25 protein-coding genes and 1 riboswitch are annotated in these 25,538 nt (G+C 71.9%); of the genes, 7 read left to right on the top strand and 18 right to left on the bottom strand.

Annotated features, from left to right (window positions below):
• Nucleotides 1–33: 33 nt before the first annotated feature.
• The 3 genes from AOM00_RS10235 to AOM00_RS10225 all read left to right on the top strand — a co-directional run bounded on the left by AOM00_RS10235 (nucleotide 34) and on the right by AOM00_RS10225 (nucleotide 3,368).
• The gene (locus AOM00_RS10235) at nucleotides 34–1,452 is read left to right on the top strand and encodes a pyridoxal phosphate-dependent decarboxylase family protein (RefSeq protein WP_082096894.1); all 1,419 of its coding nucleotides are present in this window, start codon (nucleotides 34–36) and stop codon (nucleotides 1,450–1,452) included.
• Between the two features lie 82 nt (nucleotides 1,453–1,534).
• Nucleotides 1,535–2,836, top strand: a complete 1,302-nt coding sequence (locus tag AOM00_RS10230) for a magnesium transporter MgtE N-terminal domain-containing protein (protein ID WP_062517686.1) — start codon at nucleotides 1,535–1,537, stop codon at nucleotides 2,834–2,836.
• A complete protein-coding gene (locus AOM00_RS10225) occupies nucleotides 2,829–3,368 on the top strand; it encodes a DUF1003 domain-containing protein (RefSeq protein WP_062517685.1) in 540 nt (179 codons plus the stop codon). Before AOM00_RS10230 ends, AOM00_RS10225 begins: the two co-directional genes overlap by 8 nt.
• A 12-nt stretch (nucleotides 3,369–3,380) precedes the next feature.
• Here AOM00_RS10225 and AOM00_RS10220 read toward each other — a convergent pair whose 3' ends face one another.
• Nucleotides 3,381–3,947 (bottom strand): hypothetical protein, encoded by a 567-nt coding sequence (locus tag AOM00_RS10220; protein WP_062517684.1) that lies wholly within the window; start codon nucleotides 3,945–3,947, stop codon nucleotides 3,381–3,383.
• Between the two features lie 181 nt (nucleotides 3,948–4,128).
• On the opposite strand from AOM00_RS10220, the gene AOM00_RS10215 reads away from it, so the two are divergent.
• Entirely contained in the window at nucleotides 4,129–5,253 is a 1,125-nt protein-coding gene (locus AOM00_RS10215) for an Mrp/NBP35 family ATP-binding protein (RefSeq protein ID WP_062517683.1), read from the top strand.
• Between the two features lie 48 nt (nucleotides 5,254–5,301).
• Here AOM00_RS10215 and AOM00_RS10210 read toward each other — a convergent pair whose 3' ends face one another.
• Complete coding sequence (locus AOM00_RS10210; protein ID WP_062517682.1) at nucleotides 5,302–5,868, bottom strand: hypothetical protein; 567 nt, start codon at nucleotides 5,866–5,868, stop codon at nucleotides 5,302–5,304.
• Between the two features lie 80 nt (nucleotides 5,869–5,948).
• On the opposite strand from AOM00_RS10210, the gene AOM00_RS10205 reads away from it, so the two are divergent.
• Nucleotides 5,949–7,172 (top strand): galactokinase, encoded by a 1,224-nt coding sequence (locus tag AOM00_RS10205; protein ID WP_169746838.1) that lies wholly within the window; start codon nucleotides 5,949–5,951, stop codon nucleotides 7,170–7,172.
• On the opposite strand, the gene AOM00_RS10200 is transcribed toward AOM00_RS10205, so the two are convergent.
• The 5 genes from AOM00_RS10200 to AOM00_RS10180 all read right to left on the bottom strand — a co-directional run bounded on the left by AOM00_RS10200 (nucleotide 7,173) and on the right by AOM00_RS10180 (nucleotide 11,857).
• Nucleotides 7,173–7,973 (bottom strand): exodeoxyribonuclease III, encoded by an 801-nt coding sequence (locus AOM00_RS10200; RefSeq protein ID WP_062517680.1) that lies wholly within the window; start codon nucleotides 7,971–7,973, stop codon nucleotides 7,173–7,175.
• A gap of 87 nt (nucleotides 7,974–8,060) precedes the next feature.
• The gene (locus AOM00_RS10195) at nucleotides 8,061–8,960 is read right to left on the bottom strand and encodes a bifunctional methylenetetrahydrofolate dehydrogenase/methenyltetrahydrofolate cyclohydrolase (RefSeq protein ID WP_062517679.1); all 900 of its coding nucleotides are present in this window, start codon (nucleotides 8,958–8,960) and stop codon (nucleotides 8,061–8,063) included.
• Nucleotides 8,957–10,249 carry a serine hydroxymethyltransferase gene (gene glyA / locus AOM00_RS10190; protein WP_062517678.1) on the bottom strand — a complete coding sequence of 431 codons (1,293 nt, stop codon included), beginning with the start codon at nucleotides 10,247–10,249 and terminating at the stop codon, nucleotides 8,957–8,959. The genes AOM00_RS10195 and glyA overlap by 4 nt, the downstream gene beginning before the upstream one ends.
• Before the next feature lie 51 nt (nucleotides 10,250–10,300).
• A riboswitch (ZMP/ZTP riboswitch) is annotated at nucleotides 10,301–10,389 on the bottom strand.
• A 32-nt stretch (nucleotides 10,390–10,421) separates the two neighbouring features.
• Entirely contained in the window at nucleotides 10,422–11,282 is an 861-nt protein-coding gene (locus AOM00_RS10185) for a hypothetical protein (RefSeq protein WP_062517677.1), read from the bottom strand.
• 35 nt (nucleotides 11,283–11,317) lie between these two features.
• Nucleotides 11,318–11,857, bottom strand: a complete 540-nt coding sequence (locus AOM00_RS10180) for a GNAT family N-acetyltransferase (protein ID WP_062517676.1) — start codon at nucleotides 11,855–11,857, stop codon at nucleotides 11,318–11,320.
• Nucleotides 11,858–11,941: 84 nt separating this feature from the next.
• On the opposite strand from AOM00_RS10180, the gene purU reads away from it, so the two are divergent.
• On the top strand, nucleotides 11,942–12,793 hold the full coding sequence (purU, locus tag AOM00_RS10175) for a formyltetrahydrofolate deformylase (RefSeq protein WP_062517675.1): 852 nt from the start codon (nucleotides 11,942–11,944) through the stop codon (nucleotides 12,791–12,793).
• 125 nt (nucleotides 12,794–12,918) lie between these two features.
• On the opposite strand, the gene AOM00_RS10170 is transcribed toward purU, so the two are convergent.
• The 10 genes from AOM00_RS10170 to AOM00_RS10125 all read right to left on the bottom strand — a co-directional run bounded on the left by AOM00_RS10170 (nucleotide 12,919) and on the right by AOM00_RS10125 (nucleotide 24,139).
• Complete coding sequence (locus AOM00_RS10170) at nucleotides 12,919–13,791, bottom strand: N-acetylglucosamine-6-phosphate deacetylase (RefSeq protein ID WP_062517674.1); 873 nt, start codon at nucleotides 13,789–13,791, stop codon at nucleotides 12,919–12,921.
• Between the two features lie 2 nt (nucleotides 13,792–13,793).
• Complete coding sequence (locus AOM00_RS10165) at nucleotides 13,794–14,576, bottom strand: glucosamine-6-phosphate deaminase (RefSeq protein ID WP_062517673.1); 783 nt, start codon at nucleotides 14,574–14,576, stop codon at nucleotides 13,794–13,796.
• The gene (locus tag AOM00_RS10160) at nucleotides 14,569–15,465 is read right to left on the bottom strand and encodes an ROK family protein (protein ID WP_062517672.1); all 897 of its coding nucleotides are present in this window, start codon (nucleotides 15,463–15,465) and stop codon (nucleotides 14,569–14,571) included. The genes AOM00_RS10165 and AOM00_RS10160 overlap by 8 nt, the downstream gene beginning before the upstream one ends.
• Before the next feature lie 2 nt (nucleotides 15,466–15,467).
• Nucleotides 15,468–16,892 (bottom strand): glycoside hydrolase family 3 N-terminal domain-containing protein, encoded by a 1,425-nt coding sequence (locus AOM00_RS10155; RefSeq protein ID WP_228373469.1) that lies wholly within the window; start codon nucleotides 16,890–16,892, stop codon nucleotides 15,468–15,470.
• Between the two features lie 5 nt (nucleotides 16,893–16,897).
• A complete protein-coding gene (locus tag AOM00_RS10150; RefSeq protein ID WP_228373468.1) occupies nucleotides 16,898–17,734 on the bottom strand; it encodes a carbohydrate ABC transporter permease in 837 nt (278 codons plus the stop codon).
• Nucleotides 17,731–18,687 carry a carbohydrate ABC transporter permease gene (locus AOM00_RS10145; RefSeq protein ID WP_062517671.1) on the bottom strand — a complete coding sequence of 319 codons (957 nt, stop codon included), beginning with the start codon at nucleotides 18,685–18,687 and terminating at the stop codon, nucleotides 17,731–17,733. The genes AOM00_RS10150 and AOM00_RS10145 overlap by 4 nt, the downstream gene beginning before the upstream one ends.
• 106 nt (nucleotides 18,688–18,793) lie before the next feature.
• The gene (locus AOM00_RS10140; RefSeq protein ID WP_082096893.1) at nucleotides 18,794–20,122 is read right to left on the bottom strand and encodes an extracellular solute-binding protein; all 1,329 of its coding nucleotides are present in this window, start codon (nucleotides 20,120–20,122) and stop codon (nucleotides 18,794–18,796) included.
• A gap of 63 nt (nucleotides 20,123–20,185) precedes the next feature.
• Complete coding sequence (locus AOM00_RS10135; protein WP_062517670.1) at nucleotides 20,186–21,364, bottom strand: ROK family transcriptional regulator; 1,179 nt, start codon at nucleotides 21,362–21,364, stop codon at nucleotides 20,186–20,188.
• Between the two features lie 470 nt (nucleotides 21,365–21,834).
• Entirely contained in the window at nucleotides 21,835–22,824 is a 990-nt protein-coding gene (locus AOM00_RS10130) for a malate dehydrogenase (RefSeq protein ID WP_062517669.1), read from the bottom strand.
• Nucleotides 22,825–22,921: 97 nt separating this feature from the next.
• On the bottom strand, nucleotides 22,922–24,139 hold the full coding sequence (locus tag AOM00_RS10125; protein WP_062517668.1) for an NADP-dependent isocitrate dehydrogenase: 1,218 nt from the start codon (nucleotides 24,137–24,139) through the stop codon (nucleotides 22,922–22,924).
• A 157-nt stretch (nucleotides 24,140–24,296) separates the two neighbouring features.
• On the opposite strand from AOM00_RS10125, the gene AOM00_RS10120 reads away from it, so the two are divergent.
• Nucleotides 24,297–25,205 carry an aquaporin gene (locus AOM00_RS10120; RefSeq protein WP_062517667.1) on the top strand — a complete coding sequence of 303 codons (909 nt, stop codon included), beginning with the start codon at nucleotides 24,297–24,299 and terminating at the stop codon, nucleotides 25,203–25,205.
• 63 nt (nucleotides 25,206–25,268) lie between these two features.
• On the opposite strand, the gene AOM00_RS10115 is transcribed toward AOM00_RS10120, so the two are convergent.
• On the bottom strand, nucleotides 25,269–25,532 hold the full coding sequence (locus AOM00_RS10115) for a hypothetical protein (protein WP_062517666.1): 264 nt from the start codon (nucleotides 25,530–25,532) through the stop codon (nucleotides 25,269–25,271).
• Nucleotides 25,533–25,538: the final 6 nt, after the last annotated feature.

Genomic DNA, 25,538 nt, shown 5'->3' with positions numbered 1-25,538 from the left:
CCTCACGGTGCCAGTCGCCGCAGGCTGTCCTGCATGAGCCTCATCGACCTGACCCCGGCCCTCACCAGCCCGACGTCGCTCGCGCTCGCCCGCGAGCGCATCGGCCTCATCTCGGAGGCCGCACGCCGTGCGGGCTCCTATGTGGCCAACGCGCCGCATCGTCCCGTCTCCCCCGGCCCCGATGCGATCGCGGCGCTCGACGTGTTCCGCCGCCCGCTCCAGGACGGGCGCATCGACGCCCGCGAGGTGCTGGCCGAGCTCGACACCTTCGGCTCGCCCGCGACCGTCACGCAGGCGCAGGGACGGTTCTTCGGCTTCGTCAACGGCGGCGTCGACAACGCCGCGGGCGCGGCCGCGCTGCTCGCGGGCCAGTGGGATCAGAACCCCTCGCTACCGGTGGGCTCGCCCGTCGCCTCGGTGCTCGACGAGGTCGCGGCCGGCTGGGTGATGGACCTCCTGGGCCTTCCTCACGATGCCACGGCCACCTTCACGCCTGGCGCCACCCTCGCGAACCTCACCGGGATCCTCGCAGCGCGGGACACGCTCCTGGCACGCGCGGGTTGGGACGTGCATGAGCACGGCCTGTTCGGCGCCCCCGCGATCCGCGTGGTCGTCGGCGAGGAGGCGCATGTCTCGATGCTCAAGGCCGTGCGTCTCGCGGGCCTGGGCGTCGGGCGCATCGAGACCGTCCCTACCGACGAGCGGGGCGCCGTCCGCGCCGACGCCTTCCCCACCGACACGGATGCCCTCACCTTGGTGCTGCTGCAGGCGGGCAACGTCAACACGGGCGCCTCGGATCCGTTCGCCGCGATCATCCCCGGCGTGCGCGAGCGCGGAGGCTGGGTCCACGTCGACGGCGCCTTCGGGCTCTGGGCCGCCGCCTCCCCCGCCCTGCGTCACCAGGTCGCAGGCGTGGAGCTCGCGGACTCATGGGGCACGGATGCCCACAAGTGGCTCAACGTGCCGTACGACTCGGGGCTCGCGATCGTGCGCGACAGGGAGGCGCTCGAGCGCGCGACGGCCATGAACGCCGCCTATGTCGCGAGCTCCGACGCACGCCCGCTCATGCAGCTGGGCCTCCAGATGTCGCAGCGGGCGCGTGGCATCGAGACGTGGGCGATGCTCGCGGCGAACGGTCGCGACGGGGTCGCCGCGCTCATCGAGCGCACGTGCGCGCATGCGCGCCTGTTCGCGGAGCTGCTGACCGCGGGCGGCGCCACCGTGCTCGCGCCCGTCGCGCTCAACCAGGTCCTCGTGTCGTTCGGCGATGCGGCGACCACGGATGCCGTGATCGCGGCGGTCCAGCGCGACGGGACCATGTGGGCGGGCGCCTCCACCTGGAAGGGCACCCGCGCGATGCGCCTGTCCGTCTCCGACCAGGCGACCACGAGCGACGACGTCCGGGTAAGCGCCGCCGCGATCCTCGCGTGCTGGGCCGCCGTGCGGCGTTGAGAGGTGGGGCCGATGCGCGGGACCCTTCCGCGCATCGGCCCACGTCCCAGGACCGACGCGCCCGCGGGACTACTCTGAGCCCATGAGCACCGCAGTCGACCGCGTCTACATCGCGCGCCTCGCGGGCACCTCCGTCTTCGACCCCATCGGCGACGAGGTGGGCCGCGTCCGCGACGTCGTCGTCGTGATCCGCCGCACCGGCGGCACGCCGCCCACCGCCGTGGGCCTGGTCGTCGAGGTCCCCGGCCGCAGGCGCGTCTTCATGCCCCTCACCCGCGTCACCGCGATCAACCCCGGGCAGGTCATCTGCACGGGCGTGATCAACCTCCGCCGCTTCAAGGCACGCGCCGGGGAGTCCCTCGCGATCGCCGAGCTGTTCGAGCGCTCGGTGAAGCTCAAGGAGGACAAGTCCACGGCGTACATCGAGGACATCGCGATCGAGCAGGACCGCACCAAGACGTGGCGGTTCACCAAGCTCTACGTGCGTCGCGCCGAGCGCCGCAAGGGCGTGCTCGGGTTCTCGCGTCGCGGCGAGTCGCTCGTGGTGGACGTCGACCAGGTCACCGGGCTGTCGACACGCGACAAGAACCAGGGCGCGTCGCTGGTCATCGAGGCCTTCGAGGACCACAAGCCCGCGGACCTCGCGGCCGCGCTCATGGAGATGAGCCCCTCACGCTCCGCGGAGATCGCAGCGGCGCTGGACGACGAGCGCCTGGCGGACGTGCTCGAGGAGCTGCCCGAGGAGGATCAGATCGTCCTCCTGTCCACCCTGCGCTCGGAGCGCGCGGCGGACGTCCTCGAGGCGATGGACCCGGACGATGCCGCCGACCTCCTGGGCGACCTGCCGGCACCTCAGGCCGCGGCCCTGCTCGAGCTCATGGAGCCCGAGGATGCGCGCAACGTCGAGCAGCTGCTGGGTTACGAGGACGACTCGGCCGGTGGCCTCATGACCACCGAGCCCGTCATCGTGGGGCCCGAGACGTCGGTCGCGACGTGCCTCGCGCTGGTGCGCAAGAACGAGCTGCCGCCGGCGCTGGCCTCCATGGTGTTCGTGGTGCGCCCGCCGCTCGAGACCCCCACGGGCCGGTACATCGGCCTGGTCCACATCCAGAAGCTGCTGCGCGAGCCTCCTCACGAGTCCATCGGCTCGTTCGTGGACCCCGCGATCGCGCCGCTGCACCCCGGCGACCACCTGTCGATCGTCGCGCGCCGCATGGCGGCCTACGACATCCTCGCGCTGCCGGTGGTGAACGACGACCACCGCCTGGTGGGCGCGATCTCCATCGACGACGTGCTCGACCACCTGCTCCCCAGCGACTGGCGCGAGCACATGGACGAGGACGACTCGGAGGGCGCTGCGGCGAAGGGGGGCGCCCGTGGCTGACCGGCTCGATCGCCCCAAGGGCGCGGAGCGGGGCTTCTTCCGCCGCCGCTCGAGCAACCCCGACCGCGCGGGCGTGGTGGTCGAGGGCATCGCGCGCTTCCTCGGCACCCCCAAGTTCCTGCTGTGGCTGACGCTGTTCTGCGCGGCATGGCTCGCGTGGAACTCGTGGGGTCCGGAGGACTACCGGTTCGACTCGGCGGAGTTCGGCTTCACGCTGCTCACCCTGATGCTGTCGCTCCAGGCGTCCTACGCCGCGCCCCTGATCCTGCTGGCGCAGAACCGGCAGGACGACCGCGACCGCGTGGCGGCCGAGCAGGACCGTCAGCAGGCGGCCCGCTCGCTCGCCGACACCGAGTACCTGGCCCGCGAGGTCGCCTCGCTTCGTCAGGCGCTCGGCGAGACCGCGACGCGCGACTTCGTCCGCTCGGAGCTGCGCGGCCTGCTCGAGGAGCTTCGCGACGAGCTGCGGGACGACGAGGACGATGAGGACGAGCCGGAGGACCAGCGGCGCGGCTCGCGCCGCGGCCGCTGACCCTCCCGAGCCCTACGCGGCCTTGGTGCCGGTGAGGCCGGCGCCGCGGAAGAACGCGTAGCCGAGCGTGACGCCGATCCAGACGTAGTCGAGGAGCTCGTCGAACAACGTCGAGATCACGTCTCCGGGGAGCTCCAGCACCAGGTCGAGCGCGTCGGAGAACGGCACGTCGAACTCCTTGGCGATCATCCCCGCGACCTCGCCGAACGCCGCGACCACGAACAGGAGCGCGGTGATCCCCACGGCCGCGAGGCCGAGCGCGATGCTGCGGCGCTGTGCGAACCGCTGGATGCCCCACGCCACCGCGACGCCGATGATCACGGCGAGGAACAGGAACTCCCTCCCCGACATCACTGCCGCGAGCGCGTACACGGATGCGGCGGCCGCGCCGAGACCGGCGCCGACCAGCAGCCCCATGCCGACGCTGCCCTGGGCGGACGGCTCCTCGTACGGCGCGAAGCCCTGGGGCTGTGCGGGCGGCGCATCGTACGGCTGCGGCTCGTACGGCGCCGGCGGAGCCGCCTGCGCGGCGGAAGGATCGGGCTGCTGCGCCGCGCCGGGCGCGCCGAACTCTGTCATGGATGGACCCCCCTCTGGATCGCTGTCATGCCTGATGGCATGGCTGTCACCGTACTGATCGCGAGGTCGGGGCGGAACCACCTCGAGCCATCGTCCCCCGCACCGCCGGGAGCAGAACGGGACAGACGAGGCGCAATCGGACCGCGCAGCCGGCCCGGGCCGAGCGCCTACGATTGACCCCATGCCTACCGCCGAGCTCATCCACGACGCCCTCGCGAAGGTCATCGACCCCGAGATCCGCCGCCCCATCACCGAGATCGGCATGGTCCGCTCGGTCGAGGTCGACGGCGCCCTCGCCGTGGTCGGCATCGATCTCACCACGCAGGGCTGTCCCATGCGCGAGCGGATCACCACGGACGTCGAGGCCGCGACGCGCACCGTCGCCGGGGTCGAGGAGGTGCGCATCGAGCTGGGCGTCATGTCCGAGGAGCAGCGCCTCGAGCTGCGCTCGAAGCTGCGCGGCGGCAAGCCCGAGCCCGTCATCCAGTTCACGCAGCCCGGCAACATGACGCGCATCTACGCGATCGCGTCGGGCAAGGGCGGCGTGGGCAAGTCGACCGTCACCGCGAACCTCGCGGCCGCGATGGCGCAGGACGGGCTCAAGGTCGGCGTGCTCGACGCGGACATCTTCGGCTTCTCCATCCCCGGGATGCTGGGCGTCCAGGGCCAGCCGACGCGCCTCGACGACATGCTCCTGCCGCCCATCGCGCACGAGGTCAAGGCGGTCTCCATCGGCATGTTCGTGCCGGAGGGTCAGCCGGTGGTGTGGCGCGGACCCATGCTCCACCGTGCGATCGAGCAGTTCCTGGCCGACGTCTTCTGGGGCGACCTCGACGTGCTGCTGCTCGACCTCCCGCCCGGGACCGGCGACATCGCGATCTCGGTCGCGCAGCTGCTCCCCCACGCCGAGATCCTCGTGGTGACCACGCCCCAGTCGGCCGCCGCGGGCGTCGCCGAGCGCGCGGGCGCGATCGCGACGCAGACCTCGCAGTCGGTGGTCGGCGTGGTCGAGAACATGGCATGGCTCGAGCAGGCCGACGGCTCGCGCCTCGAGGTGTTCGGCTCCGGCGGCGGCGCCACCGTGGCCGGCCGCCTGTCCAAGGTGCTCGGCACCGATGTCCCTCTGCTGGGCCAGATCCCGCTCGACATCACCGCGCGGGAGGCCGGCGACGCGGGCACTCCCGTGGTGGTCTCCGACGCGGGCTCGCCCGCCGCCTCGGCACTGCGGGAGGTCGCGCGCAAGCTCACCTCGCGTCAGCGCGGCCTCGCGGGCCGCTCGCTGGGCGTCACCCCCGTCAAGCGCTGAGCCGCCGCCGCCCCCGCGCCTCGCGGCTCCGGGGCGGCGGCGGCGAGCTCAGTCGCGCTCGCGCGGCCCCCAGCCGACGATGATCGCGGCGATCAGCCCGCACAGGACGCCTCCCGCGGACACCGCGGGCGTCGCGAGCGCGCCGAGCAGCGCATCGTCGAAGCCCGGCGCCTCGGCGCCGATGAGCCCCAGCAGCCCGTCCAGCCCGCCGCCCGTGGTGTCGATGGTGCCGGTCACCCCCATGATGTGGATGCCCAGCAGGGTCGCCACGAAGCCCACCGCCTGCGCCTTGAGGTCGCGCTCATGCGACAGGTAGCGGACGGTGAAGCCCACCGCCGCGGTGAGCATCAGCCCCAGCACCGTGAGCGCGTAGAGGTTGGGCACGTTGGGCACCAGCACGGCGAGCAGCAGGGCCACCGCGAACGCGACGCCCAGCCCCGCCGCGAGCGGTCCCGTGCGGTTGCTCCGCACCTTCTCCAGCAAGGAGGGCGGGACGGACGATGCCGCGGGCGCGGGCTCGGCGGGAACGACCTCGGGGGTCGGGGCCGCCGCGGTCGGGTCGACCGCCTGGGCCTCCTCCGGCTCGGGCGCGGTCGCATCGTTCTTGCGGGCCATGAGGACCTCCTCGGCTAGACCCTCGCATTGTGGCATGTCCGCTTTCGCACCCAGATGTCCGGCCTGGCATGATGGCGACCGTGAGAGCACCCGCCCCCGACGACGCGCCTCGTCGGCTCGAGCCCTGGAGCCTCGACCAGGGCGCCGACCGCGTGCGCGCGCTGTTCTCGGAATCCTTCGAGGGTGAGCCCGAGGCGAGCGTCTCCGCACCCGGCCGCCTCACCGTCGTCGGCGACCATACGGACTACAGCGGCGGTCTCACGCTCGCGACCGTGACCCCGCATCGGACCTTCGTCGCCGCCCGGCGACGCGACGACCAGGCGATCCGCGTGGTCGCCGCGCACGGCGACCAGATCGAGGGTCCCGGACCGCGGTGGGAGGGAGCGCTCGGCTCGCTCGAGCCCGGCTACGACGGTTGGCCTTCGCGCGTCGCGGGCGTCCTGTGGGCCCTGGCGGAGCGCGGGTACCCGATCGGCGGGATGGACATCGCGATCGACTCCTGCCTGCCGCTCGGCACCGGCCTCGGATCATCCGTGGCGCTCAGCGCGGCGGTCGGACGCGCCGCCGATGGGGTGTGGGGTCTCGCGCTCGACACCGAGTCAGGTGCGGTCGAGCTCGCCGAGGCCTGCTGGGAGGCCGAGAACACCTACGTCGGCTTCCCGTGCGGGCGCCTCGACCAGCACACGGTGCTGCGCTGCGAGGAGGGGGAGGCCGCGCTGCTCGACTTCTCGGAGACCCCGCCGCACATCACGCACTACCCGCTGTACTTCCACGAGTACGGCCTGAGCCTGCTCCTCATCGACACGGGGCCGCGCCGCGACGGCTGGCGCGACGCCTACGCTCGGCGCAGCCGCGCCGCGGTGCGTGCGGCCGACGTCCTGGGGCTGCCGTCCCTGCGCGAGCTCAAGCGCGACGAGGCTCTCGCCCGGGTCGCCGCGCTCGAGGACAACGCGACGCGCATCCGCGCGCGTCACATCGTCTCCGAGAGCATGCGGGTGCAGGCGACCGTCGCGGAGCTGTCGGGCCTGGGCCCCGCGCATGACCGCTTCACCGAGATCGGGGCGCTCATGCTCGCCTCGCACCAGTCCCTGAGCGCGGACTACCGCGTCAGCACCCCGGTGCTCGACCTCGCGGTCGACTCGGCCTTCGCCGCCGGGGCGCTGGGTGCGCGCATGGCCGGCGCGGGATTCGGCGGCTGCGTGGTCGCGCTGGTGAGGACCAACGCGATCGCGCAGATCGCCGACCAGGTGGATGCCGTGCTGGTCTCCCAGGGCTACCCGCAGCCCACCTTCCTCGAGGTCTGACTACAGCGCGTAGTCGACCACCAGCGGCGCGTGGTCGGTCCAACGCGCGTCCCAGCTGGCCTGCCTGTCGACACGCACCGACGTGGCCTTGGCCGCGAGCAGCGGGCTCGCGTACTGGTAGTCGATGCGCCAGCCCGAGTCGTTGTCGAAGGCCTGGCCGCGCTGCGACCACCACGTGTACGGGCCCGGCTTGACTCCCTCGAGCGCACGGTGGACGTCCACCCAGCCCGCGTCGAACCAGCGGTCCAGGTACGCGCGCTCCTCGGGCAGGAAGCCCGCGGACTTGAGGTTGCCCTTCCAGTTCTTGATGTCGTTCTCGGTGTGGGCGATGTTGATGTCGCCCATCACCACCACGCGGTCGTGCTGCTCGCGCAGCACGGCGAGGCGCGCGGTCATCGCGTCGAGCATCGCGTACTTCTGGTCCATCTTGGGAGTGCCCGCGGTGCCCGAGTGCATGTAGACGGAGACGATGCGCACCGGTCCGGACGGCGAGTCCACCGTGGCCTCGATCCACCGACCCGTGTGCACGGGCTCGCCCATCTCGCCGCCGAGCGCATCGACGCCCGCGACCACATCGGTGAGCGGCAGCCGCGAGGCGATCGCGACGCCCGCGCGGCCCTTGATCTCGCACGCCTGCTCGACCACGTGCCAGTCCTCGCCGACCAGTCCCGCGGTGACCTCGAGCGGAGCGCGGACCTCCTGGAGGCAGATGACGTCGGGCTCGCACGCGGCGATCCACTCGTGCATGCCCTTCTTGGCGGCGGCGCGGACGCCGTTGACGTTGACGGAAGCGATCCTCATGGCGAATACGGTACCTGCGCCCGCCGACACCGAGGGCCCGTCCGGAACGTCCCGGACGGGCCCTCGGTGCACCATGGCGGTGAAGCGTCAGCCGAGCGCGCGCTCCGCGCTCTCGACCACGTTCGCGAGCAGCATCGCGCGGGTCATCGGACCCACGCCGCCCGGGTTGGGCGAGTACCAGGAGGCCTTCGCCCGCGCGTCGGGCGCGATGTCGCCCGCCACGCGCGACCTGCCGGTCTCCGGGTCGGTGACGCGCGAGACGCCTACGTCGACCAGCACCACGCCGTCCTTGACCATGTCCCCGGAGACGATGCCCGGGACGCCGGCCGCCGCGATGACCACATCGGCCCCCCGGGTGTGCGACGCGAGGTCCGCGGTGCCCGTGTGGCACAGGGTCACGGTCGCGTTGACGTCCTTGCGCGTGAGCAGCAGCCCGATCGAGCGGCCGACGGTGGTGCCGCGGCCCACGACCACGACCTCCTTGCCGCGGAGCGAGATCCCGTGGCGCGTGAGCAGCTCGATGATGCCCTTGGGCGTGCACGGCAGGCTGGACTCGACCGGCTCGGCGATGCGCAGCACCAGGCGGCCCAGGTTGGTCGGGTGCAGCCCGTCGGCGTCCTTGTCCGGGTCGATGAGCTCGAGCACGCGGTTGGTGTCGATCCCGGCAGGCAGCGGCAGCTGCACGATGAAGCCGGTGCACGCGGGGTCCGCGTTGAGGCGCGCGACTGCGGCCTCGATCTCCTCCTGCGTCGCGGTCTCCGGCAGGTCCTCGCGGATGGAGGCGATGCCCACCTCGGCGCAGTCGGCGTGCTTGCCGTTGACGTACCAGGTCGAGCCCGGGTCGGAGCCCACCAGGAGCGTGCCCAGGCCGGGGGTGACGCCGCGAGCGCGCAGCGCCTCCACCCGGTCCTTGAGCTCGCCCTTGATGGCGGCCGCGGTGGCCTTGCCGTCGAGGACCTGCGGGCCGTCGGCGACGGGAGCCGTCACTGGGCGAGGCCCTCGTACAGCGGGAAGTCGTCGGCGAGCTTCTTGACGCGGGCGCGCAGCGCGTCCACGTCGGCACCGCCCTTGAGCGCCGTCGCGATGACGTCGGCGACCTCGGTGAACTCCTCCGCGCCGAAGCCGCGCGACGCGAGCGCCGCGGTGCCGATACGCACGCCCGAGGTGACCATCGGCGGGCGCGGGTCGAACGGGACGGCGTTACGGTTGACGGTGATGCCCACCTCGTGGAGGAGGTCCTCGGCCTGCTGGCCGTCGAGCGGCGAGTGGCGGAGGTCCGCGAGGACCAGGTGCACGTCGGTGCCGCCGGTGACCACGTTGACGCCGGCCTCGATCGCGTCGGGCGACGTGAGGCGGTCCGCGATGATGCGGGCGCCCTCGAGCACGCGCTCCTGGCGCTCCTTGAACTCCTCGCCGGCCGCGGCCTTGAGCGCGACGGCCTTCGCGGCGATCACGTGCATGAGCGGGCCGCCCTGCTGTCCGGGGAACACCGCGGAGTTGAGCTTCTTCGCGAGCACGGTGTCGCGCGACACGATCATGCCGGAGCGGGGGCCGCCGATGGTCTTGTGGATGGTGGTCGAGACCACGTCCGAGTGCGGCACGGGCGACGGGTGCAGGCCCGCGGCCACCAGGCCCGCGAAGTGCGCCATGTCGGTCCAGAGCTTCGCGCCGACCTCGTCGGCGATGGCACGGAAGGCGGCGAAGTCGAGGTGACGGGGGTAGGCCGACCAGCCGGCGATGATCACGTCGGGACGCTCCGCGAGCGCCTGCTCGCGCACCTGCTCCATCTCGATGCGGTGGGTCTGCTCGTCCAGCCCGTAGGCCGCGACGTCGTAGAGCTTGCCGGAGAAGTTGAGCTTCATGCCGTGCGTGAGGTGACCGCCGTGCGCGAGCGACAGGCCCATGATCTTGTCGCCGGCGTTGATGAGGGCGTGCAGCACCGCGGCGTTCGCGGTGGCGCCCGAGTGGGGCTGGACGTTCGCGTACTCGGCGCCGAACAGCGACTTGGCGCGCTCGATCGCGATGGTCTCCGCGACGTCGACCTCCTCGCAGCCGCCGTAGTAGCGGCGACCCGGGTAGCCCTCGGCGTACTTGTTGGTGAGCACGGAGCCCTGGGCCTGCAGCACGGAGCGCGGCACGAAGTTCTCGGACGCGATCATCTCGAGGTAGGTGCGCTGGCGGTCGAGCTCGCGGTCGAGGACCTGGGCGATCTCGGGGTCGAAGTCCTGCAGCGTGGCGTTCATCACCGCTGCGGTGGCGCTGGAGTCGGTCGTCATGACTGTCCTTGTCTGTCCGCCGGCGGGGTCGCCGGCACCTTGCTTCCGGTGACCAGTGGCCCAGGCGTGCGACCAGCAGTCGAGAGATCTCCTTGCCGCTCCCCGTGGGTGAGCCCACTGCGCCAGTTGCGGCAGGCCCGAGTCTAGCAACGTGGCGCGCGAGCGCCAGGGCCTATCCCACGTCACGCGCGGCGGGCCCGCGATCGGCGCCGGGCACCGGCGCATCGTCCTCCGTCGCCCGGACGATGCTGTCGCTCACGCGCCGCTCGACCGCGGCCGTGAGGCGCGTCCCGTGCGCGCCGCCGATGCGGTCGCGGATGCGGTCCCACCGGCGCTGGTAGACCTCGGAGTACCGGCGCCGCGCCCGCGCCATCTTCTTGTCCTTGTAGAAGCGCCTCGCCCAGAACGAGGTCGGCTTGGCGAGCCGGATCGCAGCGACCTCGGACACGACCGGCAGCACCACGCCGATGAGCGCCGTCACGCGCTTGCCCTTGAGCGCCGTGATGATGACCAGGGCGAAGTGGATCGCGAGCGCGAGCGCGAAGGCCCAGCCGGAGCTCTGCTCGGAGGGGTCGATGCCCACCGGCGAGGAGCCGAGCAGCAGGCCGAGCGCGATGACCGCGGCGACAAGGATGGCGTCGATCGACTTGCGGCCCTCCGCGGACCAGTAGACGTCGTCGAGGTGGAGCCACAGCGCGAACTCGTCGAGCGCGAGCGCGGCTCCGGCGCCGAACAGCGCCGCGAGGATCTCGACCCACGGCGAGGCGGGGCTGAACCGGAACTCGAGCACGCCCGTGGCCATCACGAGCAGGATCCCCCACACCTGGTGATGCACGTGCACCCCGCCCAGGTGGATGTTGGAGATGACCCCGCCCTCGGCCGGCTCCGCCTCGCCCCGCGCGACGGCGAGCTCGCGCGCACGGATGCGGCGCGTCACCCATCGCGTGAGGGCGAACGTCACCAGGAACCCGATGAGCAGCCACAGGATGGGCGCGCGTCCCGGTTCGACGATGGTCGCGTCGTACCAGGACATCGTCCCTCCTCAGGCGCTGCGCGAGGCAGGCGGCGTCAGTTCTCCCCGCGCACCGCGACGTCCTCGACGTCGTCCTCGTCGTCGACGATCGCGCCTGCCTCGAGCACCTTGCGCAGGTACGCGTACGTGAGGTCGCCCGCGACCTGGTCGAACTGGTGCTCGTACCCGGCCTTGTTGTACAGCGCGATGTTGTGCTTCGAGTTCTGACCGGTGAAGACCCACACCTCGCGCGTGTTCTCCGGGAGGTACGCGAGCACCGCGAACAGCAGCTGCGTGCCGATGCCCTGGCCCTGCTGGTCGGGAGCGACCGCGAGACGGCCGATGGTCGCCTTGTCGTCCTCGATGCCCACGCGGATCGAGCCGATGAGCCGGTGCCCCTGCCATGCGCCGAGCGTCACCACGTCCTCCGACTGGAGGTCGACCGCCAGCTCCTCGAGCGTCTGTGTCAGCGCCGGGATGTTGGGGTCGTTGAAGATCTGTGCCTCGGACACGAAAGCCGCGCGCCTCAACGTGAGGAGCTCGCCGACATCCGGGGTGCCGACGACATCGATGCGGATCTGATCGCCCTCGCTCATGGATCCATCCTGGCATGACGGACCCCCCTGCGGGTATGCGCGTGGCCCTGGCGCGGCGCGTCGTTCCCGCTAATCTTGTGCGTCATGACCGACGCATCGTCCTGGGTCCTGAGCCTGTCCTGCCCCGACCGTCCCGGCATCGTGCATGCCGTGACCGGCGTCCTCGCGGAGCACGACGGCAACATCACCGAGTCGCAGCAGTTCGGCGACCCGGACACGGGCCTGTTCTTCATGCGCGTGGAGTTCGCGTCGGCGGCACCGCTCGCGGAGCTCGAGGCTGCCGTCGCGGGGATCGCCGCGCGCTTCGAGATGACGTGGAACCTCGACGTCGCGGGACGCCGGATGCGCACCATCGTCATGGTGTCGAAGACCGCGCACTGCGTGAACGACCTGCTGTTCCGCGAGCGCGCGAAGACCCTGCCCGTCGACATCGTGGGCGTGGTGGGCAACCACACCACGCTGAAGGACCTGGCCGAGTTCTACGGCAAGCCCTTCCACCACATCCCCGTGACCGCGGACACCAAGGCCGAGGCGGAGGCGGCGCTCCTCGCGCTGGTCGAGGAGCTGGACGCGGAGCTGGTGGTGCTCGCGCGCTACATGCAGATCCTGTCCCCCGAGCTCTCGGACGCGCTGCGCGGGCGGATCATCAACATCCACCACTCGTTCCTGCCGTCCTTCAAGGGCGCGCGGCCGTACTTCCAGGCGCACGACCGCGGCGTCAAGCTCATCGGCGCCACCGCGCACTACGTCACGTCCGACCTCGACGAGGGCCCGATCATCGAGCAGGACGTCGAGCGCGTGGACCACACCTACACGCCGGAGTCGCTCACCGCGATCGGTGCGGATGTCGAGCGCCGCGCCCTCGCGCGCGCGGTGCGATGGCACGCGGAGCACAGGATCCTGCTGGACGGGCATCGCACCATCGTCTTCAAGTAGCCCCCCAAGCCCGACACTCGCAACGGATCTCGCGGCGACACGCCGCATCGTGACCGGTCACGGGCCGCGACACGCCGGCGAACCGGGACCAGCTCCGTTGTGAGTGTCGGCGGAGCGGGAGGGGGTCAGAGGTCGAGCACCCACGCCGGGGTGGTGGTGACCCCCGCCTCCGCCTCGTCGCGCGGCACGCCCGCCGCGACGCAGACCTCGACCGCGCGGTCCAGGGTCAGCGTGGACCCCGCCAACGTCTGCGTGCCCGCGAGCACCGCGCGGCCGTCGACCGTCACGTCCACGTCCAGCCCTCCGAGGGAGTAGCGCCCCGGGGACGATGCGGCGGCCGCCATGGCGTCCGTCACCAGGACGATGCGCCCGGGCGCCGCGCGGAACAGCGTCGCGATGTTGGACGGCGCCACGTGGATGCCGTCGGCGATCACCTCGATCGCCACCCGGGGGTCGTCGAGCGCGGCACCCAGCGGGCCCGGATCGCGACCTGCGATGGGCGGCATCGCGTTGAAGCCGTGCGTGATGAGCGTCGCGCCGGCGTCGAACGCCGCACGCGCCTGCGCAGCCGTGCACTCCGTGTGGCCCACGGCCACCACGACGCCGTGGTCCACGAGCGTCGCGATGGCCTCGAGCGCGCCGGGGAGCTCGGGCGCCATGGTGATCTGGCGGAGCGTCCCGTCGCACGCGGCGAGGAGCCCCTCCACCGCCTCACGCTCGGGCAGCGCCAGCGCGGAAGGGTCATGCGCGCCCTTGCGGGAGGGCGCGAGGAACGGTCCCTCGAGGTGGATGCCCAGCAGGCCCGGGTCGGCCGCCATCGCCTCGCGGATCACGCCGGCGGCGCGTGCCGTCTCCGCGAGCGGCGCGGATACCAGGGACGCCACCATCCGGCCGGTCCCGTGGGCACGATGCGCGGCGAGCGCCGCGAGGGTCCCCTCGACGGTCTCGCCGCACGTGTGCCCACCCCCGCCGTGACAGTGGATGTCGGTCCACGCCATGGTCAGATCCCCTGCCAGTCAGGCTTGTTGTCCTGGGCCCAACGGTAGTAGTCGGCGAAGCGCAGCCGCGAGGCGGCGCCGGGGTCGACCACCACGGTGACCCGGGGATGCAGCTGGATCGCCGAGCCGGGCATCGACGCGGACACCGGTCCCTCGACCGCCGCCGCGAGCGCCTCCGCCTTCGACTCCCCGAAGGCGAGCAGCACCAGGTGCCGCGCCCGGAGGATGGTGCCCAGCCCCTGCGTCACGCAGTGCACGGGGACCTGATCCAGCGAGTCGAAGAAGCGCGCGTTGTCCTCTCGCGTCCTCTCTGTCAGCGTCTTCACGCGGGTCAGCGACCCGAACGAGGACCCCGGCTCGTTGAAGCCCAGATGCCCCGTGCGACCGATCCCCAGCAGCTGCAGGTCCACCCCCCCATGCGCGCACAGCGCCTCCTCGTAACGCTCGCCCGCGGTCTCGATCCCCTCGGCGGAGCCGTCGGGCACGTGCACCCGTGCCGGGTCGAGCCCGAGCGGCACCGTGACCTCCCGGTCCACCACCGCGCGGTAGCTCTCGGGATGGCCCGCAGGCAGGCCCACGTACTCGTCGAGCGCGAAGGCGGTCATGCGCGTGAAGTCGGTGCCCGCCTGCGCCTCGGCGCGGAGCGCCTCGTAGACCGGGAGCGGCGTCGAGCCCGTCGCGACGCCGAGCGTGAACTCGGGGCTCGTGCGCACCTGAGCGGCGATGTGCGCCGCCACGAACGCCCCCGCCTCCGCGGGCGTCTCGACCACGATGACCTCAGCCACGTCCGCCTCCCAGCATCGCGGCGCCCACGGCGGCCACCGGGACGTCGATGTCGAGCGCCCGCATGCGCGCGGCGAGCTCGAGCGAGGCGAGGAACGGGCTGGCGCCCGCCCACGCGTCCAGGATGCGGGTCGCGCCGTCCATGAGCTCGGCTCCCCACGCGGTCATGCCGCCGCCGATCACCACCTCGTCGACGTCGAGCGTGAGCACCAGCACGCGGACGCATGAGGCGAGCCCGTAGTACGCGCGCTCGCAGATCTCGCGTGCCCGCGCATCGCCCGAGGCGGCCGCCTCGACCACGTCGCGACCCGTTGCGCCGTCCACGCCCCACTGGAGCGCGAGACCCGAGCCCGAGGCGTACGTCTCGAGCCCGCCGGGGAGCCCGTCGGCGCCCACGGGTCCGGCCGGGTCGACCGAGATGTGCCCGATCTCCCCTGCGGCGCCGCGCGCGCCGCGCCACACGCGGCCCCCGAGCACCAGCCCCGCCGCGAGCCCCGTCCCCAGGTTGAGGTAGGCCATCGAGCGGTCCGCCCCGTCGCCCGCGAGCGTCCACGCGCCCAGCGCGGCGACGTTCACGTCGTTGTCCACCTCGGGCCGTGCGCCCCAACCGGCGGCGAACTCGCCCGCGAGGTCCATCCTGTCCACCCGCAGGTTCACCGCGTGCGACACGATGCCGTCGATCACGGTGCCCGGCGTGCCGATGCCCACCGTCACCTCGCCGGGCGTCAGGCCGGCGTCGGCGCACGCGGCACGCGCGCTCTCGAGCGCCGCCGCGACCACGGCATCGGCGCCTCTCCCGGAGGGCCGGCGGTCACGGGCGAGGACCGCGCCGGACGCGTCCACGACCACGGCATCGGTCTTGGTGCCGCCGATGTCGATTCCCAGATGCATGCTCACTGTCCGATCAGCTCGATGAGCGCCTCGCCCACCAGTCGCGAGGCCCCGTAGGTCGCGACGTCGGCGGCGCGGTCGCCCGGCCATCCCATGTCCACCACCACCGCGTCGCCCCGCTCGCGCACCGCGGCGATCGCCGCGAGCGCCCACGGGTGCCGGTGGTTGTCCTTGCCCACCACGATCGCGAGCGCGCCGTCGGGGACGGCCGCGGCGAACGGTGCGATCTCGCCCGCGGAACCGAGGCTCGCCAGCGGCTCCAGGCCTGCGGCGAAGGGCCCCCAGGGCGCGTTCCCGACCGCCATGTTCGCGGCCGGGTCGAGCCGCAGCCACGCGCGGGGACGGTCCTGCGCGAGCAGCTCGCGCGCCTCGGCGGACACGTCGAACGTGCGCCGCACCATGCCGGCGTCGACGATGCCGGGGACGGCGGCCGTCGCTCCGTCCGCCCGCCGCTCGGCGTGGGCGGACCCCAGCGCCGCGCATCGTGCCGCCGCGTCCGCGAGGCGGTCGGCGTCGAGCGCGCCGGACGCGACCGCCGCCGCGATCGCGTCCGCGATCTCGCCGATCTCCTCGTCGGGGTTCACCGAGCCCAGGCACAGCAGGTCGGAGCCGCCCGCGAGCGCGAGGACCGCGGCTGCGGGGATGCCGCGACCGGCGGAGGCGCCGGCCATGTCGAGCGCGTCGGTCACCACCACGCCCTCGAAGCCGAGCCCGGCCCGCAGGAGGCCCTGGAGGATGGGCCGTGAGAACGTCGCGGGGAGCTCCGCGTCGAGCGCGGGCACCATGAGGTGCGAGGTCATCACCGTGGCCGTCCCCGCGTCGATCGCGGCGACGAAGGGCGGCAGGTCGCGCTCGTGCAGCACCTGCGCCGCGGCATCCACCACCGGGAGCGCGTGATGCGAGTCCTGCGCGGTGTCGCCGTGGCCCGGGAAGTGCTTCGCGCACGCCGAGACGCCGGTGGACTGCACGCCGCGCACCCATGCCTCGGTGTGGCGTGCCACGAGCGCCGGGTCGGCCCCGAAGCTGCGCACACCGATCACCGGGTTGCGGGGGTTGGCGTTGACGTCGACGTCCGGGGCGAGCGTGAGGTCCACGCCCACCGCCGCGAGCTCCGCGCCCACCCGGGCCGCGACGGCCTCGGTGGCCGCCGCATCGTCCAGGCGGCCGAGGACCGCGTTGCCGGGGAAGGGCGAGCCGACGGCCTGGTACAGCCGCGAGACGTCGCCGCCCTCCTCGTCGATCGCGACGATCGCGCGGGGGTTGGCCGCGTGGATCGCGTCGGTGAGGGTGCGCAGCTGCTCCGGGGACTCGACGTTCGCACCGAAGAGGCACACGCCGCCCAGCCCGTCGCGCAGCCTGGCCTCGAGCCAGCCCGGGAGGGTGTGCCCGACGAAGCCGGGCATGAGCACGCTGAGGGGGTTGGTCACGTCGCTCACCCCTTGACCGCGCCGCCGACGAGGCCCTGCGCCATGCGCCCCTGGACGATCATGAAGAACACGATCACGGGGATGGCGACCAGCACCGATCCGGCCATGACCTCGCCCCACTCGGTGACGCCCAGGTTCGACGACTGCGCGAAGTCGCGCAGCCACAGCGGCAGGGTGGCCTTCTGGCTCTCGGTGAGGATGATCGACGCGAGCGCGAACTCGTTCCACACCTGGAGGAAGGCGAACACGCCCGACGCCACCAGGCCCGGTGCGAGCAGCGGGAAGGTCACGCGACGGAACGCGCCCATGCGGGTGCAGCCGTCGATCATGGCGGCCTCCTCGAGATCCACCGGGATGCCGGCGACGAAGCCTCGCAGCATCCACGTGGTGAACGGCACCACCATCGCGAGGTAGATCACCGAGACGCCGATGACGGAGTTGAGGAGGTTCGCGCCCGCGAGCATCTTGTACTGCGCGATGAACATCGCCTCGGCGGGCAGCATCTGGACCACGATGATCGCGAGCACGAAGCTCTTGCGGCCCTTGAACCGGAAGCGGCCGATCGCGAACGAGGCCAGCAGCGCGTACACGAGGCACAGCACCAGGCAGATGGCGGTCACCACGAGGGACATTCCGAGCGCGGAGGTGAAGGCGTTGTCGGCGAGCACCGCGCGGTAGTTCGAGAGGTTGCCGCCGAACGGCACCCAGGTGGGCTCGAGCTTCGAGATGGTCGCGGGCGTCAGGAAGGACGAGTTGACCATCCAGTAGACGGGGAACGCCCAGACGAGGGCGAGCACCAGGGCCAGCGCCGCACCGGCGCCGCGGAAGACCGTGCGCTTCACGACTCCTCATCCTCCTTGAGCAGGCGGCGGACGTAGCCCCAGCTCACCGCGAGCGTGAGGATCATGACCACCATGGCGGCGGCCGCGGCCGCCCCGAACTGGCCCTGGCCGATGCCGAGGCCGTAGATGTACGTGCCGAGCAGGTCGTACCGCTCACCGGCGGCGCCGAAGTCCTGCAGCAGCTGGATCTGCGCGAACACCCGGAGATCCCAGATGAGCTGCAGCAGGATGAGGATCACCAGCACGGGGCGGATGATCGGCATGATGATGAGGCGCAGCATCTGGAACGGGCTCGCGCCGTCGAGCTGGCCGGCCTCGAGGACCTCCTCGGAGACCTGCGTCAGCCCCGCGTAGACGGAGAAGGCGACGAACGGCACCGAGGCCCACGTGATGATGACCAGCGCGACGCCGAAGAAGCTGAGGGGGTCGCGCAGCCAGTCGTGACCGATGTAGTCGACGCCGGGGATCAGCGACAGGACGTAGTTGAGCACGCCGTTGCGGTCGTCGATGAGCCAGTTCGCCACGGTCATCTGGGCGACGATGGGCATGGCCCAGGCCAGCAGCATCGCCACCTGGAGGACGATGCGCGACCAGGTCGGGATGACCTTCATCAGGAGCGCGAACGCGATGCCGATCACCATGGTGACCGCGGCGGTGGCGGCCATGAAGGCCACGGAGCGCAGCGCGATCTGCCAGAAGACGGCGTCCGTGAACAGCGCGATGTAGTTGTCGAAGCCGACGAACTCGGCAGGCTGACCGAACTGCTGCTTGAGCCCGTACTCCTTGAAGGAGTTGAGGATCTGCCACGTCACGGGGTAGCCGAGGCCGATCAGCAGTGTCACGATCGCCGGGATGAGCAGGATGTACGGCAGCTTCTGGCCGCGGCGCCGTCGCCGCGGGGGCTGCTCCACGCGGGCCGGGCTGCTCGCCGGCGCCGTCATGGTGGTGGTCATGATGTGCCTCTCGATGGTGCTGAGATGGGGTCCAGCCATGGCAGGGGCCCGGGTGCGGGTGCGCACCCGGGCCCCTGCATGAGCGGCGAGGCCGCTCGAGTGGTTGCTAGCCGTTGATGAGCTGGTCGATCTTGGCGTTCGCCTCGACCGCGAGCGAGGCGACGTCGCCGCCCTCGGCGACCGCCTGGAAGTAGTCCTCCATGATCCCGGCCTCCTCGATGCTGGCCCAGCCGGCCGCGGCCGGGGTGAGCTTCGCGTTCGCGGCTGCCTCGTAGGCGATCTCGTTGACGCCCTCGAACGAGCCGGCGCCGATGTAGGCGTCGGCGAAGTCGAGGTTCGCCGGGCCCATGCCGTTCTCGGCCAGCATCTGCTGGTACTCGTCGGCGAAGATGATCTCCATGAGGGCCATCGCGCCGTCGGGGTGCTGGGTCGCGGCCGAGATGCCGATGTTCGAGCCGCCCGCGAACACGGGGGCCACGCCGCCGTCGACGCCCGGGAGGGCGTAGACGCCGAAGGTCTCCGGGTTCCACACGTACGCCTCGGACTCCTCGTCGAAGTCGCCGAGCGTCCAGGTGGCCCAGGACGGCGCCATCGTGGACGATGCGGGGGTCCCGGGGAGGAACTCGTCGTTGATCGCCGAGTAGGTGGTCGTGTCGTCGTCCGTCGCCTTCGCGACGTTCGCCGTGGTGAAGAGCTCCTGCCACTGCTCCATGCCCGCGATCGCCTCGGGCGAGTCGAGCGCGGCGTGCCACTCGGAGCCGTCGTACTCGGCGATGTCGCCGCCGTTGGCGAAGATCCACGAGATCCCGGAGCGCCAGTCGCGGCCGGCCAGGTACGCACCGCCGACGCCCTCGTCGAGCATCGTCTTGTTGGCCTCGGTGTACTCGGCGAGCGTGGTGGGCACCGAGACGCCCGCGGCGTCGTAGATGTCCTTGCGGTAGAACACCGCACGGGAGCCGAAGTAGTACGGGAGCGCGTAGACCGAGTCGCCGATCGAACCGGCCTCGACGAAGCCCTGGAGCAGCGAGTCGCCGCCCAGCTCCTCGTAGTGGTCGGTGAGGTCCATGAACGCACCGACCGTGGTGAAGGTCGCGGCCTGCGTGTTGCCCACCTCGACCACGTCGGGGGTGTTCTCGGAGTCGGGCAGCGCGGTGGTGAGCGACGAGATGAGGTCGCCCCAACCGATCTGCTCGACGGTGAGCGCGCCGCCGTTGACCTCGGCGTACTCGGTCTTCAGGTACTCGATGAGCGCGTCGGGCGTGTCCGTACCGGCCAGCCAGAGCGTGATGTCCTCCGCCGCGGGAGCGGCAGCAGGCTCGCTGCCCGCCGCGGTGGGCGTGGTGTCGGTCGAGCCCTCGCCGGTCGACGAGCAACCCGCCAGGGCGATGGCGCCGGCGGCCGCGAACGCGGTCACCCCCAGCATCGTCTTCTTCATTCCAGTTCCAGTTCCTTCGTAGGGTTTCCCGGGCCCGCAGGGCTCGGGGAGTGGGGACGAGGGTCAGAAGACCCCCAGCTGGCCGGTGAGGACCATGACCGCGGCCCCGAGCACGACGATGTCGCGCCCGAGCGTGGTCATCCGTACCGCAGGACCGCCGTGGGAGTCGGCCATCGTGCGGGAGCGGATCGTCTCGGCGGCGGACTCGAGGAGCGAGCCGTCGAGAAGATCGAGGGGGCCGCTCAGCACGACCTCCCCGAGATTGAGGGCGCCCACCACGGGCGCGAGGGAGATGCCCAGACGCTCGCCGGCCGCGGCGAGGGCCGCGCGGCGGGTGTCGGCATCGTCGGCCGCCTCGAGGCGGGCCTGGAGGCGGGGGATGGCAAGCCAGGTCTCGAGGCACCCGGACTTGCCGCACGCGCAGACGTCGCCGCCGTCGGTGCCGACCACCACGTGCCCGAGCTCGCCGGCAGCGGAGTGCGCGCCGCGCACCAGTCGTCCGCCGACGATGAGCCCCGCGCCGACGCCTCGACCCACGCGGACGAGGATCGCGTCCTCATGCGCGCCGCCGAAGGTGCGCTCCGCGAGCGCGGCGGCGTTGGCGTCGTTCGCGACCAGCACCGGGAGCTCGCTGCGCTCCGCGAGGGCCGCCTGCAGCGGGACGTCCGCCCAACCCAGGTTGGGGGCGGACAGGACCGTGCCCGCATCGTCCACGATGCCGGGGCTGCCGACCCCCACCCCCAGCACGGGAGCCTTGGCGGCCGCGACCAGGCGGTCGAGGAGCGCGGCGACCGCGTCGATCGCGTCGGTGCCGGTGATGCCGGTGACGTCGGCGTGCTCGCGGTGGAGCACCGTGCCGTCGAGGTCGGTGACCACGCCGCGGAACAGGTTGTCGTAGGAGAGGTCGAGCGCGATGACCGCGAAGCCCTTGCGGTTGATGTCGAGCAGCGTCGCGGGCTTGCCGGGGCGGGCGTCGGAGCGCAGGCCGAGCTCGATGACCAGGCCGTCCGCGATCAGGTCCGCGACCAGGTCGGAGATGGTGACGCGCGTGAGGCCCACGGCACGGGCGAGGTCCGCGCGGGACAGCCCCTCGGAGCGGTACAGCTCCTGGAGCACGAGCACGCGGTTGTGGCTGCGGGCCCGCTCGGGCGTCACGCGGCTGCCGGCGCGCACCGACGATGCGAAGCGCTGCTGGCGCGCGGTGCCTCGCTGCGTCGCGAGGTCTGCTCCCTGGGGGCTCATGTTCGTTAGTAAAGGTTACTAACAATCAAACGCGCAAGGGGGGTTCACCGGTTCGTTACCGATCCGTGATGTGGGCGTTCACACCACCCGCCCCGCTCCTCTCCTCCTCGGGAAGCGGTCGGCTCCCCCTCGGGAAGCGGCCCCCTCCCCCTCGGGAAGTGGTAGGCGTTGGTCGGTTCTCGGAGGTTTCAGCATCACAGTGGTCGGCCATTGTCGGCAGCCGAGGTGCCGCCGACTGGTCCCCCGTGTGCAACTGTCGACGTCCCCCGGCCCTGAGCGGCCCACGACCCGGCACCCGCGCCCAGCCGCCACCGCTCCCTGCCCCAGCGCCCGCGGCACTGAGCCACCACTGCGATGCCGCGATCTCGCAGAACCGACCAAGGGCTACCACTTGCGTCGACGGGGGACGGGGGCGCACACCACGAAGGCCCCGGCCCGCCGGAGCGGATCGGGGCCTTCGCGGTGTGCGGCTAGATGAGCGACAGCTCCGTGACGGCGTCGCGCTCCTCGACCAGCTCGTCGACGGACACCTGGAGGCCCGCCTGCGCGGCCTCGGACATCTCGAGGCCCTGGACGATCTCCCAGGCGCCGTCCTTCGACACGCACGGGAAGCCGGAGATGATGCCCTCGGGCACGCCGTACGAGCCGTCGGACACGAGGCCCACCGACGTCCACGAGCCATCCGGGGTCCCGAGCACCCAGTCGCGCACGTGGTCGATAGCGGCATTCGCGGCGGACGCGGCGGACGAGGCGCCGCGCGCGTCGATGATCGCCGCGCCGCGCTTCGCGACGGTCGGGATGAAGGTGTCGGCGACCCACGCATCGTCCGCGATGACGGCCGGTGCCGGGCGGCCGCCGATGACGGCGTGCGCGATGTCCGGATACTGCTTCGCGGAGTGGTTGCCCCAGATGGTGACGTTCGAGACCTCCGAGACGCCCACGCCCGCCTTCGACGCGAGCTGCGCGAGCGCACGGTTGTGGTCCAGGCGCATCATCGCGGTGAAGCGCTCAGCGGGCACATCGGGCGCGTGCGACGCCGCGATGAGGGCGTTCGTGTTGGCCGGGTTGCCGACCACGAGCACGCGCACATCGTCCGCCGCGCCCGCGTTGATCGCCGCGCCCTGCGGCCCGAAGATGCCGCCGTTCGCCGCGAGCAGGTCGCCGCGCTCCATGCCCGGTCCGCGCGGACGCGCGCCTACCAGGAGCGCGACGTTGACGCCGTCGAAGGCGGCCTCGGCGGAGTCGTGGATGTCGATGCCGTCCAGCAGCGGGAAGGCGCAGTCGTCCAGCTCCATCGCGGTGCCCTCGGCGGCCTTGACCGCCTGGGGGATCTCGAGCAGGCGCAGGCGGACCGGGGTGTCCGGGCCGAGCATCGCGCCCGACGCGATGCGGAACAGGAGCGCGTAGCCGATCTGGCCGGCCGCTCCGGTGACGGTGACGTTGACAGGGGTGGTGCTCACAGCGCTGTGACTCCTTCTGCGATGGGGACTACGGGGAAACTGCGGGGGGACGATGCGCCGGTCGCCGACGCATCGTCCCGTCGCGCGTCTCGGGGGCTCAGCCCAGACGCGCCGAGAGGTTGGCGTCGAGGGTCGCGAGGAACTCCTCGGTGGTCTGCCACTCCTGGTCGGGACCCACGAGCAGGGCGAGGTCCTTGGTCATGGCACCGCCCTCGACGGACTTGATGATGACGTCCTCGAGGGTCTCGGCGAAGCCGGTGACCTCGGGGGTGCCGTCGAGCTTGCCGCGGTGCTTGAGGCCGCCGGTCCACGCGAAGATCGACGCGATCGGGTTGGTCGACGTGGGCTTGCCGGCCTGGTGCTGACGGAAGTGACGGGTGACGGTGCCGTGCGCCGCCTCCGCCTCGACGGTCCTGCCGTCCGGGGTCATGAGCACCGAGGTCATGAGGCCCAGCGAGCCGAAGCCCTGCGCGACCGTGTCGGACTGGACGTCGCCGTCGTAGTTCTTGCAGGCCCAGACGTAGCCGCCCTCCCACTTCATCGCGGCGGCGACCATGTCGTCGATCAGGCGGTGCTCGTAGGTGATGCCCGCGGCATCGAACTGCGCCTTGTACTCCTTCTCGAACACGTCGGCGAAGATGTCCTTGAACTGGCCGTCGTAGGCCTTGAGGATCGTGTTCTTGGTGGACAGGTACACCGGGTAGCCGCGCTGCAGGCCGTAGGCGAAGGAGGCGCGCGCGAAGTCCTCGATGGACTTGTTGAAGTTGTACATGCCCATCGCGACGCCGCCGTCGGCGCCGTAGTTCGCGACCACGTGCTCGATGGGCTCAGAGCCGTCCTCGGGCGTGAAGGTCACCGTGAGCCTGCCGGCGCCGGGCACCTTGAAGTTGGTGGCCTTGTACTGGTCGCCGTGCGCGTGACGGCCGATGACGATCGGCTTGGTCCACCCCGGCACCAGGCGCGGGACGTTGGAGATGATGATCGGCTCGCGGAACACCACGCCGCCGAGGATGTTGCGGATGGTGCCGTTGGGCGACACGTACATGCGCTTGAGCCCGAACTCCTCGACACGCGCCTCGTCCGGCGTGATCGTCGCGCACTTGACGCCCACACCGTGCTTCTTGATGGCGTTCGCCGCGTCGATCGTGATCTGGTCGTCGGTCGCGTCGCGCGACTCGATCCCCAGGTCGTAGTACTCGAGGTCCACATCGAGATACGGGTGGATGAGGCGGTCCTTGATGAACTGCCAGATGATCCGCGTCATCTCGTCGCCGTCGAGCTCGACGACCTTGCCCTCGACCTTGATCTTCGCCATGCGTCAGTCCTCACACCTTCGGGGATGGTGGCACCAGGCTAGTCCACGGGACCGGGCCCAAGGTCACGGCAGGATATGGCCCTCTCGCGCATGGCCCGCAGGCATGCGACGATGCGACGGAGCGCGCCCGCCGAGGCGCCCCTACGCAGGAGGAACGATGAGCCAGCGAGAGTTCGAGGACGGTCCTGAGAAGGAGCCGACGGAGCCGGTCGACGAGGCCGTGGACCAGGCGGTCGAGACGGACGAGGGCGCTCCCGTCGAGGAGGAGGTCCTCCTCACCGAGGAGATCGACGACGACGTCTGGGTCGAGGACACCTCCGGACCGAGCCTGGTGAGCCGCATGGCGGCCGAGCTGGCCGGCACGTTCATCCTCGTGTTCATGGGCGTGGGCGCCGCCGTGTTCTCCGGCGTGATGGGCTGGGACGTCATCACGGTCGCGTTCGCCTTCGCGCTGGGCGTCATCATCGCCGCGCTCATCTTCGGCGGAATCTCCGGCGCCCACCTCAACCCCGCGGTGACCGTGGGCGTCTGGCTCGCGGGCCGCTTCCCCGGCCGCGACGTCGCGCCGTACATCCTGGCGCAGCTGCTCGGCGCGAGCGCGGCGGGCGCGGTGCTGCTGGGGCTGCGGTCGACCAACGCGCTCTACGACCAGATCGGCACCGCGCAGGAGTTCATCGCGACCGGCGCGAACGGCTACGGCGAGTTCTCGCCCACGCAGTTCGGCTGGGTCGCGGCCGGCGTGGTCGAGGTCATCATCGCCGCGCTGCTGGTCGCCGTGGTGCTCTCCGTCACGTCGCACCGCGCCAACCCGGCGGTCGCGCCCTTCGCGATCGGCCTCACGGTCGGCTTCCTGGTGCTCATCGCGATCCCGTTCACCAACGGCGCGCTCAACCCCGCGCGAGCGACCGGCATCGCGCTGTTCTCCGGCGCCGACCACCTCCAGCAGGTGTGGCTCTTCTGGGTCGCCCCCATGATCGGTGCCGCGGTGGCCGGAATGCTGGTCCGCGCCTTCGGGCCGGAGGAGGACCTCGAGACGGTCGAGGTCGTCGAACTCATCGAGGACTGACCCCGCACGCACGGAAGGCCCCGCCATGCGGCGGGGCCTTCCGTCTGTCCGGGGGACGACCTCTCAGCTCAGCGGCGTGGTGAGCCCCAGGAAGGCGAGCGCCGCTGCCAGCACCACGAGCACGCCCACATCGATCGCGCGCCGGCGCACGGCGAAGGCCCGCTCGACCGGCGTGATGATGCGCGCGACCGCCCCGGCCGCGGCGAACACCGCGAGCGCGAGCACCGCCCGTCCCACCCCGATGAGGAGGCCCGACAGGGCGACCGCGACCACGGCGAGGGCCAGCAGGTAGGCGAGCCGTCGCGGCGTGAGGGAGCTCTCGGACACGCGGGA

This window comes from Demequina gelatinilytica (genome assembly GCF_000971115.1).
Classification (GTDB): domain Bacteria; phylum Actinomycetota; class Actinomycetes; order Actinomycetales; family Demequinaceae; genus Demequina; species Demequina gelatinilytica.
The sequence above is the reverse complement of the archived record's forward strand: the minus strand, read 5'-3'. Positions and strand labels throughout refer to the sequence as shown.

Excerpts from the sequence above, each read along its gene's own strand:
- AOM00_RS10135 (WP_062517670.1), bottom strand. The coding sequence starts at position 21,364 with ATGAGCCCCCAGGGAGCAGACCTCGCGACGCAGCGAGGCACCGCGCGC.
- AOM00_RS10215 (WP_062517683.1), top strand. The coding sequence starts at position 4,129 with ATGCCTACCGCCGAGCTCATCCACGACGCCCTCGCGAAGGTCATCGAC.
- AOM00_RS10120 (WP_062517667.1), top strand. The coding sequence starts at position 24,297 with ATGAGCCAGCGAGAGTTCGAGGACGGTCCTGAGAAGGAGCCGACGGAG.
- AOM00_RS10210 (WP_062517682.1), bottom strand. The coding sequence starts at position 5,868 with ATGGCCCGCAAGAACGATGCGACCGCGCCCGAGCCGGAGGAGGCCCAG.
- AOM00_RS10180 (WP_062517676.1), bottom strand. The coding sequence starts at position 11,857 with ATGAGCGAGGGCGATCAGATCCGCATCGATGTCGTCGGCACCCCGGAT.
- AOM00_RS10220 (WP_062517684.1), bottom strand. The coding sequence starts at position 3,947 with ATGACAGAGTTCGGCGCGCCCGGCGCGGCGCAGCAGCCCGATCCTTCC.
- AOM00_RS10200 (WP_062517680.1), bottom strand. The coding sequence starts at position 7,973 with ATGAGGATCGCTTCCGTCAACGTCAACGGCGTCCGCGCCGCCGCCAAG.
- AOM00_RS10140 (WP_082096893.1), bottom strand. The coding sequence starts at position 20,122 with ATGAAGAAGACGATGCTGGGGGTGACCGCGTTCGCGGCCGCCGGCGCC.
- AOM00_RS10185 (WP_062517677.1), bottom strand. The coding sequence starts at position 11,282 with ATGTCCTGGTACGACGCGACCATCGTCGAACCGGGACGCGCGCCCATC.
- AOM00_RS10160 (WP_062517672.1), bottom strand. The coding sequence starts at position 15,465 with ATGCATCTGGGAATCGACATCGGCGGCACCAAGACCGATGCCGTGGTC.
- AOM00_RS10170 (WP_062517674.1), bottom strand. The coding sequence starts at position 13,791 with ATGGCGTGGACCGACATCCACTGTCACGGCGGGGGTGGGCACACGTGC.
- glyA (WP_062517678.1), bottom strand. The coding sequence starts at position 10,249 with ATGACGACCGACTCCAGCGCCACCGCAGCGGTGATGAACGCCACGCTG.
- AOM00_RS10235 (WP_082096894.1), top strand. The coding sequence starts at position 34 with ATGAGCCTCATCGACCTGACCCCGGCCCTCACCAGCCCGACGTCGCTC.
- AOM00_RS10125 (WP_062517668.1), bottom strand. The coding sequence starts at position 24,139 with ATGGCGAAGATCAAGGTCGAGGGCAAGGTCGTCGAGCTCGACGGCGAC.
- purU (WP_062517675.1), top strand. The coding sequence starts at position 11,942 with ATGACCGACGCATCGTCCTGGGTCCTGAGCCTGTCCTGCCCCGACCGT.
- AOM00_RS10230 (WP_062517686.1), top strand. The coding sequence starts at position 1,535 with ATGAGCACCGCAGTCGACCGCGTCTACATCGCGCGCCTCGCGGGCACC.
- AOM00_RS10145 (WP_062517671.1), bottom strand. The coding sequence starts at position 18,687 with ATGACCACCACCATGACGGCGCCGGCGAGCAGCCCGGCCCGCGTGGAG.